8 protein-coding genes are annotated in these 14,020 nt (G+C 73.6%); all 8 read left to right on the top strand.

The window, feature by feature from the left end; all coding sequences use genetic code 11:
• The first annotated feature begins 35 nt into the window (after nt 1-35).
• Nucleotides 36-347 (top strand): hypothetical protein, encoded by a 312-nt coding sequence (locus tag NFW30_RS07965; protein WP_295354947.1) that lies wholly within the window; start codon nt 36-38, stop codon nt 345-347.
• A gap of 22 nt (nt 348-369) precedes the next feature.
• Nucleotides 370-678, top strand: coding sequence for a hypothetical protein (locus NFW30_RS07960; RefSeq protein ID WP_295354944.1), 309 nt, complete (start codon nt 370-372; stop codon nt 676-678).
• Nucleotides 675-1,652: a hypothetical protein gene (locus tag NFW30_RS07955; RefSeq protein WP_295354942.1), complete on the top strand. Its 978-nt coding sequence runs from the start codon at nt 675-677 to the stop codon at nt 1,650-1,652. Before NFW30_RS07960 ends, NFW30_RS07955 begins: the two co-directional genes overlap by 4 nt.
• 46 nt (nt 1,653-1,698) lie before the next feature.
• Nucleotides 1,699-3,627, top strand: coding sequence for a hypothetical protein (locus NFW30_RS07950; RefSeq protein ID WP_295371978.1), 1,929 nt, complete (start codon nt 1,699-1,701; stop codon nt 3,625-3,627).
• Nucleotides 3,628-3,643: 16 nt separating this feature from the next.
• Complete coding sequence (locus NFW30_RS07945) at nt 3,644-8,701, top strand: hypothetical protein (protein WP_295353066.1); 5,058 nt, start codon at nt 3,644-3,646, stop codon at nt 8,699-8,701.
• 4 nt (nt 8,702-8,705) lie between these two features.
• The gene (locus NFW30_RS07940; RefSeq protein WP_295353062.1) at nt 8,706-10,361 is read left to right on the top strand and encodes a hypothetical protein; all 1,656 of its coding nucleotides are present in this window, start codon (nt 8,706-8,708) and stop codon (nt 10,359-10,361) included.
• Nucleotides 10,358-12,316 (top strand): ATP-binding protein, encoded by a 1,959-nt coding sequence (locus NFW30_RS07935; RefSeq protein WP_295353059.1) that lies wholly within the window; start codon nt 10,358-10,360, stop codon nt 12,314-12,316. Before NFW30_RS07940 ends, NFW30_RS07935 begins: the two co-directional genes overlap by 4 nt.
• On the top strand, nt 12,313-14,020 hold a 1,708-nt coding region (locus NFW30_RS07930; RefSeq protein ID WP_295371975.1), incomplete at its 3' end, for a DUF4157 domain-containing protein. The genes NFW30_RS07935 and NFW30_RS07930, both read left to right, overlap by 4 nt.

Below are 14,020 nucleotides of genomic sequence, written 5' to 3'. Positions count from 1 at the left end.
ACCGCAGTACCTCAACCCGACCCAAGGAGCCCGACATGGCCGATTTCATCATCAACAACGACGTCCGGACCGACACCCCGACGGTCGAGGTCACCATCTCGCCGAACAACCCGCTGCCGCTCGGCCGCCACACTTTCCGCCTGGTGGTGGTCGATGACTCGGGCAACAGCTCGATTCCGGACGAGGTCACGGTCATCGTCGCCGATTCGCAGAATCCCACCGCCGTCCTCGCGGCGCCGCGCAGCGTCGGGTTCGGCAGCAGCTTCAACCTCGACGGCACTCGTTCCTTCGACGCCGGTGGCGGGCGCGTGGTGAGCTACCTGTGGACCTACCTCGGGCAGCCGTGAGCAGGGTGCCGGAGTCGATGCCATGACCACCTTCGTCCGCGGCCGCACGCTCAGGACCAGCGATGCGACGGTGGTGGTCGACGCCGGTCTGGCGGTCGGCACCCACCGCTTCCAGCTCGAGGTGCTGACCAGCGATGGCCGCCGCAGCGCGCCCGATGTCTTGGACATCGTCGTCGCGCGCGTCCCGCTCGGCCCCGTACGCCCGCAGCTCACGGCTGGCGGCGGCGGGCTCGTGACGCCGGTCGTGACGCCGGTCCGGCCGAACCGTGTGCCCGCTCGACCACGTGCCAGCAAGCGACGCGAGTCGGCCCAAGACAGGAGCGAAACATGAACAGCCCTCGGCGCCCGCCCTCGGACGATCCACTCTACGCGCTGCCCGACGCGGCGCGGCCGCACTACGCCACCGGCATGCTGCTCGACGCGACCGATTTCGCCGACGAGCAGACCTACCATCGTAACCGTCTCGCCCGCGCGCTGGCCTTTGCCAGTGGGGCGGGGGCACGCCGCCTGCCGCCCGGCAGCGACCCGGCGACCGCCGGCGCCACCGGCCTCTTCGCCGGCGGCACGCTCGCCGGCCTGCGCGTGCGGCAGGTGCCGGCGACGGCAACCAGCGTCGAGGAAATCCGCATTGCCCCCGGACTCGCCGTGGACCGCCTCGGTCGTCTGGTGGAGCTGCCGCGCGCGGTGTGCCTGCGCGTCGAACGCTGGTTCGATGGCGAGTTGCAGCGCGACGGCGGCGACGGACTGCGCCTGGCGGCACTCGACGACCCGGGCCGCTTCGCCAGCGCGCGCCTGCTCGCGGACGGGCCGGCACTGGCGCCGCGGGCGGTGATCGCCGATGTCTTCATCCGCTTCGTCACCTGCCGCCAGGCGCTGACGCCGGCCTTTGCCAGCGGCCCCTTCGATGCGCTCGACGCGGTGCAGACGGCGCGTCTGCGGGATGCCTGGGAGGTCCATCTGGTGCTGCGCGGCGATGGCCTGGACGACGCTTTCAGCGGCTTGCCGCAGCAGGATCGGGATCTCTCGGCGCTGACTGCCGGCGAACGGCGTGCCGCGCTGCACGACGCGGTCCTCGACGGCTGGCCGGATCTCGGCGCGAGCAGTGCCGGCGCCGGCGAACTGGCGCCGCCGCCCGGACATCCGCCCGGCCTCGATCCGACCGCGGTCTTCCTGGCGCGTGTCTTCCTTGCCGTCGCTGCCGGCGATCCGCCGCAGCGCGACGGTGACGCCGTCGTCGACAACGGCGGCCGGCGCGTGCTGCCGCATCTCGGGCTGCTCGCCGGCGCCGTCGGGCTTGGCGGATGAACAGCAACCACACTGGCGCGGCAAGTGGCGCCCTGGAGGACGAGTCATGAACCTGAGCACTGGCGAAAGCCGCGTCAAACTGGCACCCGATCAGGTGGCATCCCTGCGGACTGCCGGCGTGCTGATCGAGGACGCGCGCCGCGAAAGGCCGCGCTATTTCGACGGTCGTTTTCTCGCTGCGCGCGACCTCACCCGCGACCAGGAATACATCCTGACGCGCGAGGCCGATCTCGGCCAGGCGGCGGGCAGTGGCGTCGCGCGCGGCCTCGACGTCGAGCGCGGCAGCGCCGGCGACCGCGTCACCATCACGGCCGGTCATGGAGTCACGCCGGCCGGCGAACTGGTCCTGTTGCCGCGCCCGCTCGAGCTGCGTCTGGCCGATGTGCCGCGGGCACAGCAATTGACGGCGCGCTTCGGCCTCGGCAGGTGGCCGCAGCCGCCGCTGCGCAGCCGCAACGGACTCTTCGTGCTGGCGCTGCGGCCGGTCGAGTTCACCGCCAACCCGGTCGGCGCCTATCCGACGTCGATCACCGGCCAGCGCACCGTCGAGGATGGCGATGTCGTCGAAGCGACCGCGATCGTCCTCGTGCCGTGGCAGGACGACGGCGCCGCCGATGCCCTGGCCGCCCGTCGCGGGCGCGCGGCCGCGGCGATCTTCGGCGGCGATGGCGTCCGCGGCGTCTCGGCCGACGTCCTGCCGCTGGCCATGCTGGCGCTGATGAACAATGTCGTCGTCTGGCTCGACGAGGCGCTGGTGCGGCGCGAACTCGGTGCCGACCGTGCCGACCTGCCGGGCCTCGGCCATTCCCCGCGGGCACTGCGCCTGGCGCATCTGGTACAGCACCAGGTGCACCTGGCCGACATCCTGGCGGCGAGCGGTGGCCGCGGCTTCGCGGCGCGCGAGAACTTTCCGCTGCTGCCGCCGGCGGGCCCGCTCCCGGCCGGCATGATCGACAGCCGCGATTTCACGCAGCGCTACTTCCCGCCCGAAATGGCGGTCGATTTCTCGATCATTCCGGAGGACGAACTGCCGGCGCTGGTCGAGGAGTCGCTGAGCCTGCCGCCGATCGACCTCGAGGCCTCGTCGGCGACGCTCGAAGCGACCGCCGTGCTGATCCTGGCGCCGGTTGCGCGGCATGAATGGCGCGCCGTGAACAGCCGCTTGACCAGTCGCATCCTGCCGCTGCGGCCGGCGGCGATCAATCTCGTCGCGACCCGCAAGCCGCTCGAAATCCTGCAGCAGCTGCGCATCCCGCGGCTGCCGCCGGTGATCTCGCCGGTCGACCCGGCGCAGGCCGAGTGGGCGCGGCTGGCGGCGCTGCCGAGCCTCTGGTTCGTTCGCCGGCGCAATCTCGCCTACCGTGACGACCTGGCCGGCGAGGCCATCCGGGTCGCCGGCCGTGATCTCGTCGACCGGGCGGCACCGCGGCTCGCCGGGCTCGGGCTCGAGGCGGCGCTCGGGCGTCTGCTCGAGCGCGCGACGCCGCGCGCCGCGCTGGAGATCGAGAGCCTGCTCGCGAGTCCGCGCTTCGCCGAATCGCCGGCGCTGACCGCCGCGGCCCTCGGCGAACTCGGCCAGGCGCCGGCGCTCGACCAGGCAGCCGTACTGCGGGTGGCGGCCGACCTGTCGGCGCCGGGCGTCGGCGACGGCCTCAGCCGCCTCGAGCGCGCGCGCCCGGACACGGTGCCGAGCAAGGCGGCGTTGAAGGAGTTGGCGGAAGGCGGCGACTGGCGCGCCGCCGACGCCGCAGCCGCGGGCGCGCGCAGCGCGCAACTGCCAGCGCTGGCACGCAGCGTGCTGCGGCCGCAGCCGCTGCGCGCCGCCGAAGAAGACGCGGCGCCGCCGCCCGCGCGCGCCACCGCGCGCCCGACGGCAGCGACGACGGCGGCCGGCGAGAAGGCGGCGACGACGCCTGCCGGCAAGCGCCGCAGGACCACCGCCGCGGCCGGCAAGAGCGAAGGCGGCAGGCAATGACTGAAGGAGGTGGACCGTGAGCATCACACCGATTGCCAGGCCCCTGTCGGGCGAACACCTCGTTGGCCTCGCGCCCGAGGATGGCGCTGACGCCAGTCGCTGGTGGCTGCGTCGGCCGAACCTGTTTGCCGGTCGCACCCTCACTGGTCCGACGCTCTCGGCTCGCCAGGACTGGGCGGCGCGCCATGTCGCGCTGCGCGGACAGGCGTTCACCCCCGGCGTCGTGCGCGGGCTGGAATGTTCGCTGTTCGACGACGCCGGCGGTCTCGCCGGCACCCGCCTGGCGGTGCTGCAGGGGCAGGGGCTGGCGGTAGACGGCGAGGACGTGCGCGTGCCGCAGGCGGTCGAGGTGGCGCTCGCCGACCTGCCGGTGGTCGCCGATCCGTCGGCCTTCGCCGGCATGGGCGGGGCTGGCGGCGGCGCCGGCAGCGTCGCCAGCAAGCTCGTCGGTCCGGCGCTCGGTGCCGTCGTCGGCGCCTCGCCGGCAGCCCTGCCGCGGGTCGGCATCCTCCTGCTGCAGCCGGTTTCGGCGGACCGCATCGGCGAGTTCGATGCCACCGATCCCTGCGCACTCGACGGTTGCGGCAGCGGCAGCGTCATCGCCTTCGAGGACTGGCGCATCGGCGATGCGGCGCGGCTCCTGTGGTACGCCTGGCCGGAGGAGTTCCTCAGCCTGCCGGCGATGCCGCCGGGTCTGCCCGGGCGTTGGCGCAACGATCTCGCCTGGCGCATCTTCGACGCGGAGGCGGCGCTGGCGCCCGATGAGTCGCTGCCCTGGGAGCTGTTCGGCGTGCCGCTCGGCCTCGTCGCCTGCGCGGACGACTGGACGCCCCTGTTCCTCGACCGGGCGAGCGTCGTCCGCAGCGGCGGGCACGCGCGCCATGGACGGATCGGCGGCATCGCCGGCGGGCTGGACATCCACTGGCGGCTGCCGGCTCTCTGGCAGGCGCGCCTCGAACAGCTCGCCGAGCAGATCGCCGCCGCGGGCGACACGGCGCCGGATGCGGCGACGCTGGCGGCGGATTACGCGCGGCTGCCGCCCTTCGGCCTGTTGCCGGCGAACGTCGTCGACCTGGGCAACCTGTCGAGCGACTTCTTTCCCGGCAGTTTCACGCTCGATGCGGCGCCGCTGCCGAGCGAGCAGCTCGATGCCGCAGTCGCTGAAGCGGTCTCGCTGGCACCACTCGACCTCGCGCTCGGCGAGCGCGTCCGCCTGCTGGTGCCGGTGCCGCAGGCGGTGTTCGAGCCGCGCCTGCTGATCCGCGAAGTGATCGACCCGGAGTTCGCCGCCACCCTCGCCGAGTTCGTCCTGCGGCGCGCACGGGCGCTCGGCAGCCGGCAGGGGCTGCGCAACCGCGCCGCCGTGCTGGCGCGGGCGATCAGCGGCAGTGCGCTGCCGGTGCCGGCGATCGCCGAGGATGCCGAAGCACTCGAGACCGAGTCGCTCGCGCCATGGGGTCCGCCTCCGGCCGGCGGCGGCCACCGCTCGTCGCTGCGCGGCGGCACGCACCAGCATTTCTTCGAGGCGGCGAGCGAGACCCTGGCGGTGGCGGCCGGCGAACAGCTTTTCGCCTGGGTCTATCTCGATCCGGACAACCCGCCACGGACGCTGATGCTGCAGTGGCATGCGGGCAACTGGGAGCATCGCGCCTATTGGGGCGAGAACCTGATCGCCTGGGGTGCCGATGGCAGCGCCGGCCGCATGCGCGCCGGCGATCTGCCGCCAGCCGGCGAATGGACCCGGCTGCTCCTGCCGGCCTCTCTGGTCGCGCTCGAGGGGCGAGTCGTCGACGGCATGGCGTTCACGCTGCAGGACGGTCGCGCCGCGTTCGCGATGACCGGTGCCCTTGCCGCCAGCGGCAGCGAGCGGAAGTGGTTCTGCAGCGTCCTGCCGACGGGAGCGATCCAGAATGGCGACGAGCGTTGGGAGTTCATGACGCACAACGACCTCTGGGCGCCCTTCGAAGCCTCGACGACGGTGCTGCCGGTCGACGGCAGCGGCGCACCGGCGGGCGGCGGGCATGTCGAGCCGCCGTTGGCGGGTCTGCACCAGCACTTCTTCGAGAATGCCGGTGCAGCGTTTACCGCTGCGGCCGGCGAGCGGCTCTACGCCTGGGTGTATCTGGATGCGAACAATCCGCCGACGCAACTGATGCTGCAGTGGCGCAGCGGCTCGAGCTGGGAACACCGCGCGTACTGGGGTGTGGACCGCATTGCCTGGGGCAGCGCCGGGACGCCGTCGCGGCGGCGGATCGGTGCGCTGCCGCGGCCGGGGCGCTGGGTGCGGCTGGAGGTCCCGGTCGATGGCGACAGCGGTGTCGGCGTCGCCGGCACGGCGCTCAACGGCATGGCGTTCAGCTTCTTCGACGGCAGCGCCGCCTTCGGCGCTGCGGGTGCGCTCGGCACGACCGGTGGCGAGCGGCCCTGGTTCTCCGGCGCCCTGCCGGCGGGCGCCACGCCGCGCGGCGTCTGGAGCTTCCTGCAGCCGCGCGAGCTGCGCGCGCCGACGACGGCGGCGGTGAACGGGCAGGTCGCGGCAGCGATCGCGCTCTACGACGACCCGGCGCTCGCGCACCTGTCGGCGCAGGAACGCTACCAGATCTTCGCGCGCGGCCTCGAGGGCTTCATCGCCTACCTGAAGAGTCGCGCGGATCGCGCCGACGACCTCGTCGACTACAGCTTCGTCAAGGTGCAGACGGACATCTACCGCGTCCGCCAACTGGTTCTCGGCACCACCGCGGCGACCCGGCTGGCGATCTCGCCGGCACTCGCCAGCATTTCCCGCGCCGAGACGGCGGTCGCCTCGAGCGAGCGCATCGCCGGTTTCTTCGAGGAGCTGAAGGGGGCCTCGCTGCAGGCCCGGGGGGATTTCGCCGGCTCTGCTGGTGGCGCGGCGCCGGCTGTCGCAGCCGGCGTCGAGGGCGCCTTCGGCTCGACCGGCAGCATCTCGCCGGCGAGCGCGCCGGGCGGCGCCGACGCCAGGGGCCCGGTTGGCCGCGCTTTCAGTTTCGCCGCCGGCAATGCGCAGGAAGTGCGCCTCGGTGGCGGCATCAGGCAGGAGTCTCTACTTGCCGGCGGCAGCCAGGAAGTGCGCATCGGCGCCGGCGACAGGGAGAAGCTGCAGCTGGCCGAATCGGCCAACCTTGGCCTGGGCGACACGGTGCAGGTGGACGACAACCGGATCACGCGCGCCGCGACGCAGGCCGAGCTCTTCTCCAGCGGCAGCAGTTACCTGCCGTACGACATCACGCACGCCGCGCCGCTGATCGGCAAGGCCGAGGTGCGCACGCTGAGCATCGCCGACCGCCTCGAGGCACCGAAGGCGAACGAGGCCAAGGACTACACGACCTCGACCCGCTACGAGGCGGTGCGCAGCCTGATCGCGTTCGCCGATGCGCTCGCGGCCGAGGACGGCGGCGACAGTGCCGGGCTTTTCGACGGCATCCAGTTCAACGGCGTGCGGGGTGACCCGGCGCTGTTCTTCGACGACGAAAACCAGGTCAGTGGTCCGGACGCCCGCCCGCTGCCGGTGGTCGACAGTGGCGACCTGCAGGAGCAGGCGACGATCAACGGCCTGCGCCGCAGCCTGCCGCTCGCCACCGTGCTGCGCGAGCGCTGGCGGCTGCCGCTGATGCTGCAGGCGCCGCGGCGGAGCAAGATCGATGAAGCGGCCTACTTTGCCGATGGCGCCGATCTCTCCGACAATACCGTGGCGCTGATGCGGCAGCTCGAAGGACGCATCAAGCTCTACCGCGACGCGATCAGGCGCAGCCAGGCCGTCCTCGACGGCCTGCGCGGCCAGGCGGTGGCTCTCGAGCAGCGGCTGCAGGTGGTCGGCGAGACGCTTGCCGAGGCCCGCCACGACGTTTCGGTGACGCGCGCGCTGATCGCCGAGGAGGAGGAACGGCTGGCGGCGATCAACGAGCGCCGGGCGCAGATCCTGCGCGACCATGTCCGCTTCATCGCCTACCAGCGGCCGCGCGAGGCCGAGCTGATCGCCCCGGCGCCGCTGCGCCAGCTGGACCCCGGGCTGCTCGAAGCGCCGGTGCCGGCCTGCCTGAAGGCGCACCAGGAGGCGCCCGACGAACTCGCCGAGCTGCTCGCCGTGGTGCGCGAGGCACCGGCACGCTGGTTCGCGGCGGTGCCGGCGCTGCTCGACCGCCTCGACCGCGTCGACCTGTTGCTGAAGACCATGCAGGCGGCGCAGTTGCGCAGCCAGATCATGCAGCTGCGTGCCCCCGCGCAGCCGCTTGCCGCCAGCCCGGCGCGTGGCGTCGCCGCCGCCATCGCGGCGCTGCAGCAGCGGCAATTCGCCTCGGTGCGGCAGTTGCGCGAAGTGGCCACACGCATCGACCCGGCACTGATCGGTCGCATGGGCTGGCAGGGTGCGCGCGTCGAGGCCGAGAAGGTGATCTCGCTCGGCGACCTGATCGACGGCGAGCATGGCAGCGGCGCGGTGGCGAGCCAGGCAGCGAGCGTCTTCGAGCAGATTTCGCGCATCGCCGCCTGCCTGCACGAGTCCTTCTCCGAGGTACTGCCATCGATCCGTCTCGACTGGGCCGAACGGCTGTCGCAGTTCGACGCCGCGCCGCGCCTGCGCAACCTCGCCGGCCTGCCGCGCTGGGGTGAGCTGGAGTACGCAACGCGGCGGCAGCTGCAGGCTTACGCCGACTGGCTGTTCGGCCAGATGAAGGTGGCCGAGGCGGATGGCGAGCGGCTGATCAACGATCTCGTGCACATGTGCCTGCTGCTGGCCAGTCACGCGCCGATCAACCGCATCATCGCCGGTCGCCTGCCGGCGCCGGTGACGGCCGTTCCCGGAGTGCGCCTGCCGGTGCGTGTCAGCGATGGCGTCAAGCTGCGCGTCGGCATGCAGGCGCTGGTCTACCAGGCCGAGCGCGTGGTGGCGCGGGCGCGCGTGGACGACCTCGCCAGCGGCGAGGTGCAGACGACGATCCTGCAGGTCGACGGCAACCGGCTCGAACTGGCGGCCGAGACGCGGGTGCAGTTCGTCGCTGCCGACAGTCCGGTGGCGATGGGCGCGGGCCGTCTCGACCGTGTCAAGATGAGGTAGGTCGATGCTCGCCGAGCGCAGCGTCCGTCGCCTGTCGATCCGTGCGCCCGACGCTGCACTGGCACGGCGGGGTGCCTTCCTCATCGAGGATGCGCTGCGCACTGCGAGTCTGCCCGGTGATGGCGGCGAGCTGGTACTGCTTCGCCGGCTGCAGCTGCCACCGTTTGCCGCTGCGGCATCGCCGCAGCAGGTGGCGGCGCAACTGGCGCGCGCCTGTCGCGCGGCGGCAGCGATCGATGGCGCGCAGGCCAGCGATGCCGCGCTGGCCGCCGCAACGGCCGTACGTTTCGCCGATGCGCTGACGGCGCATCTGGCGCTGACCCGCCTGATCCTGGCGCGGGCTGCACGTGCGGCCTGGTGCTGGCCGCTGCTCGTCACCGGCTACCATCCGGCGCTGGACGGCGGTTCGGCGTTGCGCAGCGTGGCGCTGTCGCTGGCGGCGCTGCCGGAAGCGCCGGCCGCCTTGCCACGCTGGCTGGCGCTGCTGCTGGCGCACGGCGAGGACGCCTGCGCGCGGCTGCTGCTGGCGCTGGCGCCGGCTGATCCCGGCCTTCTCGACGCGGCCTGTGGTGCTGCCGTGGTGCCTTCGTCCGCAGCGCCGCCACAGGCCTGGCGGGCGGCGCTCGACTGGTCCTGGCGGCGACTCGGGGGCGACGACCCACGTCACCTCTGGCTCGCGCGCATGGCGCGGCGCAGCGGCCTGGAGAGCGATCGGTTGCCAGTGGAGCCGACGCTGGCGGGCGCCGCGGCAGCGATCGAGCCGGTCGCGGCGAGCCGTCCAGCCGGCGAAGCGGTCACCGCGACGACGCGGCCGGCAGAGGATGCCACGGTTCCTCCTGCCGCAGCCACCAGTGCTGCGGCAGCACCGGTCGGCCCTGATCGCCGGGCCGTTGCAGCTGGCGTCGCCGGCAGTGGGCAGCCGCGCCGGCCGCTGCCACCGGTGGCGACCGGCAGGGCGGCCAGCGTGTCAGCGGCCGCCGGCGACACCGGCGATGAGCCGGATTTCGCTGCCGCTGCGCACCGCCAGCAGCCGTCGGCGGACGCGGCCGGTTGCGCTGCGCTTGCCGGGAGCGCACCGGCGACCGGCACGCTGCGGCGGCGGCCGGCGGTGACCGGACAGCGGGCGCTCGCGCCGCCGCCGGCGACCGCTTCGCCGACCGCCGGCCAGACATTCGCCGGCAACGTCGCCGGCGGCGAAGGAGTCGTCCAGAGAGAGCCGACGACCGCCGGCGGCCTGCTCTTCCTGGTGCCACTGCTGTGCCGTCTCGCATTCGCCGACTGGCTGGCCGGCGACGCCGGGCGTCGCGACATGCCGCAACGGATACTCGTCATGCTGCTGCGGCGGTTGCCGGTCGACGGCGATGACCCGATCTGGTGCCTGTTCGCGCCAGCGCCAGCTGCGGACGTCAGCGCCGACCGCGAGGCGGCGCGCTGGCTGGGCGATTGCCGCCGCCATCTGCGCCGGCGCGTCGGCATCGGCCTGCACAGCCTGGTGTGCCGGCCGGCACGGCTGTCGCTGACGCCGACGCACGTCGATGTCTGGCAGGATCTGGAGGCGGTCGACCTGCGCCTGCGGCGCGCCGGTCTCGACCTCGATCCCGGCTGGGTGCCGTGGCTCGGGAGGGTGCTCTGCTTCCACTACGGGCGGGGGGATCGATGAACCGGCCGGAGACACCAGCCGGCGAGACGCAGCTCTCGCCGACGCTGGCGGCGATCGCCTTCGCGCTCCTCGCCGACGGCAGCGGCGGCGACGATTCGGCGGAGGCCGCCTGGCTCGGCAGCCACGCGGCGGCGCTGGCGATGTGGCCGGATGTTGCCGATCCGCAGGACGCGGTGGCGGCATGGACCCGGTCGCCGCCCGCCGTCGACCGCCGGCTGCATGCCCTGGCGGCCCAGCAGCGACTGGCACTGGCCGAGATCCTGGCGCTGGCCCTGGCGCGCGAGGCGGAACTGCTGCCGATGGCGGCACGCGCCCTGATCTGGCTGCAGCATCCGGTCGGCGAGGCGCGCCCGACGGTCGGACTGATCGCCAGCCTGTGCCAGCGACTGGGTGTGGCGGATGCCTTGCCGGCGCTGGCCGACGGGCCGGCACGGCGGCACGGGCTGCTGCAGCTGCAGCCCGACGAGCGCCCGCTTTGCGAGCGCAGCGTGCGCGTCGGGCTGCCGTTGCTCTTTGCGCTCGACGGTCGTGACGGACATTTCGACGGCGTCGATACCGATACCGCAGCGCTGCCGCCGCTGCCGCCGTCCACCGTCGCCGAGGCGCGGCGGCACGGTGCCGGACTGTTCGGCGATGGGGTGCGGACGCTGCTGATCCGCAGCGGGCAGCCGCTCGAGGCGCGCGCTGCAGCGGCGCAGGTGGTCGCCGCCATGGGCGCACGCGTCGCCTTTTTCGAGGGCGACGCGGCGCCGGGATTCGCCGCCTGGCTCTGGCTGAACGGCCGCCTGCCGGTGTGGTGCGTCTCGCTGGCGCCGGGCGAGCGGCGGCGGGCGCCACGCATGCCGGGGCACGACGGGCCGCTGCTCGTCGCCTGTGGCGCCGACGGCAGCATCGACTGCGGCGCTGCCGTCGCGCAGTGGCGACTGCCGGTGCCGGCGGCGGTCGAGCGCAGCCAGCTCTGGCGAGCCGCGCTCGGCACCGGACCGGCAGCGGAGACGATCGTCGCGCTCGCCACGCAGCATCGTCACGCTGCCGGGCGCATCGCCGAACTCGGACAGGCTGCGCGTTCGGCAGCAGCGCGCGTCGACGAAGAGGTGGCGATCAGCCATGTCACGCAGGTGGCGCGCAGCGGTGTCGGTGCCGATCTCGGCGCACTCGCCGAGCTTCTCGCCGACGACATTCCCGACGAAGCACTGATCCTGACGCCGCTGCTGCGCAACGCGCTCGAGGCGCTGCTGGCGCGCTGCCGGCAGCGCGACACGCTCGCCGAGGGCCTCGGTGCGGCGGCACGGACGCGCTACCGGCCGGGTGTGCGGGCGCTGCTGGTCGGCCCCTCGGGGACCGGCAAGACGCTTGCCGCGAGCTGGGTGGCGACCCGCCTCGGCCTGCCGCTGTATCGCGTCGATCTGGCTTCGGTGACGAGCAAGTACATCGGCGAGACGGAGAAGAACCTCTCCGACCTGTTCGCCCGCGCCGAGCACGCCGAGGTCGTGCTGCTCTTCGACGAGGCGGATTCGCTGTTCGGCAAGCGCACCGATGTCAAGGACGCCAACGACCGCTTCGCCAACCAGCAGACCAACTATCTGCTGCAGCGGATCGAGAGCTTCGAGGGAATCGTCCTGCTCACCAGCAACAGCCGTGCGCGCTTCGATTCGGCCTTCACGCGACGGCTCGACGCGATCATCGAGTTCCCGGCGCCGGGGCCCGAGGAGCGGCGGGCGCTGTGGCTGGCGCACCTCGGCGAACGGCACGGGCTCGACGCCGCGACACTGAATCGCCTCGCCGCCGCCTGTGACCTTGCCGGCGGCCACATCCGCAATGTCGTCCTCGCCGCCGCCGCGCTTGCCCGCCAGCGTGGCACGGCGCTCGACGAGGCGGCGTTGCTGGTGGCGGTGGCGGCGGAGTATCGCAAGCTCGGCAAGTCGCTGCCGAGCGCGATGTCGGTGGCGGGATGAACGGCCTGCAGACAGTGTTGCGCAAGGCCGGCAACGAGCCCGCGGCGGCGATGCTCCGCGGCGGCAGCGAGCGCTCGCCGGAGCAGCGTGAGCCGGCAGGGATGCCCAGATTTCTCGCCCCGCCGGCGCTGCAGGCGAAGATCGAGGTCGGGCGCGAGGATGATCCGCTCGAGCGCGAGGCGGATGCGGTCGCCGAGGCCGTCACGCACGACCAGTCGACCCTGCCCCGCTTTCTCTCGCCGGCGGGCGGCGGCCGCGGCGACGCGGCAGCGCCGGCACCGGCGGGTGCTGCCGCGCGCACGCCCGCGCAGCCCGGCGTCCGGCGCAAGAGCCTGCGCGCCGACCCGCCGGACGATGGGCCGGGGGAGCCGACTGCCGACCGGGGCGACAGCGTGCAGCCGCTGCTGCCGTCGCTGCGCGGCCGCATCGAGTCAACGCTCGGCGCCGACCTGTCCGATGTCCGCGTCCACCAGGGAGCGACGGCGGCGAACGCCAGTGCCCGGCTCGGTGCGCGTGCCTTCACGCACGGCCGCGACGTCTGGCTCGGCGAGCGGCAGCGTCCGGATGACACCGCCCTGATCGCGCACGAGGCGGCGCACGTCGTGCAGCAGCGGCGAGGCGATGCGGCGATCCGGCGCACGCCGGACCCGGCTGCCGGCGCCGGCACCGCTTCGCCGGAGGCGGCCGCTGCGGGGCAGTCGTTCGCCTTCTCGGAGGACGAGATGGCGTCGCGGCTGGCGGCAACACCGGCGGCAGGTGCCGATGCGGCGGCAACGAGCGTCGAGTTGAACCCGGGCACCCGCTCGACGCTGGGCGAGGTGGCCGACGCGGGTCAGCCCGGCGAAGGCGAACCGGCGCCGGAGGAGGCGACAGAGGCGGAGGCGGCCGGAACCGGCGACGGCGAAGGGGGCGCCGCCAGTGCCGGCGGCGATGACGCGAGCGCTGCGGGAGACGGCGACGGGGCGCTGCACGCGGGCGGCTCGGCGCCGGACGCGGCGCCGAGCCGGCCGGTCGAGCGGCCCGGTCCGGCGGCCGAATTCGAGAGCCTCGTCGGCGAAGAGGTCGCTGCGTATCTCGAGGGGAATCTTTCCGACGAGCGCATTGCGACGCTCGACCCGCAGACGCGCGCCCTGCTCGATGCGGCCGACGCACTCGGCGACCGCCGGCTCACCGACCCCGAGGCCAGTGCCCTGCAGGGGCTGGCCGGCGAGGGGCTGCAGCCGGGTGCTCCGCGCTCGGGCTACGAGGGCGAGCCGCTGTGGTTGCGCACGCTGGCGACGATTCGCGACGTCACCGGCCAGCTCGGCGGCATCGTCGGCATCATCGGGCTGGTCGCCACCGTCAGCGGCTTCATCCTCAGCCTGCTGCTGCCGCCGGTCGGCGCCTTCCTGCTCACCGTCGGTCGCTTCTGCGACATCGCGGCACTGATCCTCGACGGCATCAGCCTGGTGCTGGGGATCATCCTGACCGGCTACAACTACTATCGCCTGAAGAACGAGACCGACCCCGAGGAGCGCCGGCGCCTGCTCGGCATGGTCCGCCAGGACGCGATGGGAACCGTGATGAGCGCCGTCGCCGTGGCCACTGCGGTGGCGCCGGGAGCGGCGCGGCTGCTCGGCCGCAGCCGCGTCGGGCGGGTCGTCGGTCGCGCCGCGCGTGGGGCAGGCAGCCGGGTCGCCGGTGCCGCCGGCCGGCTGGCGGCGC

The organism is Accumulibacter sp. (assembly GCF_023806635.1).
GTDB lineage: Bacteria > Pseudomonadota > Gammaproteobacteria > Burkholderiales > Rhodocyclaceae > Accumulibacter.
This window is presented reverse-complemented; position numbering and strand designations above follow the sequence as displayed.

Bases quoted from the DNA above. Each gene is read 5' to 3' on its own strand.
- NFW30_RS07965 (WP_295354947.1), top strand. From the start codon at position 36: ATGGCCGATTTCATCATCAACAACGACGTCCGGACCGACACCCCGACG.
- NFW30_RS07960 (WP_295354944.1), top strand. From the start codon at position 370: ATGACCACCTTCGTCCGCGGCCGCACGCTCAGGACCAGCGATGCGACG.
- NFW30_RS07955 (WP_295354942.1), top strand. From the start codon at position 675: ATGAACAGCCCTCGGCGCCCGCCCTCGGACGATCCACTCTACGCGCTG.
- NFW30_RS07950 (WP_295371978.1), top strand. From the start codon at position 1,699: ATGAACCTGAGCACTGGCGAAAGCCGCGTCAAACTGGCACCCGATCAG.
- NFW30_RS07940 (WP_295353062.1), top strand. From the start codon at position 8,706: ATGCTCGCCGAGCGCAGCGTCCGTCGCCTGTCGATCCGTGCGCCCGAC.
- NFW30_RS07935 (WP_295353059.1), top strand. From the start codon at position 10,358: ATGAACCGGCCGGAGACACCAGCCGGCGAGACGCAGCTCTCGCCGACG.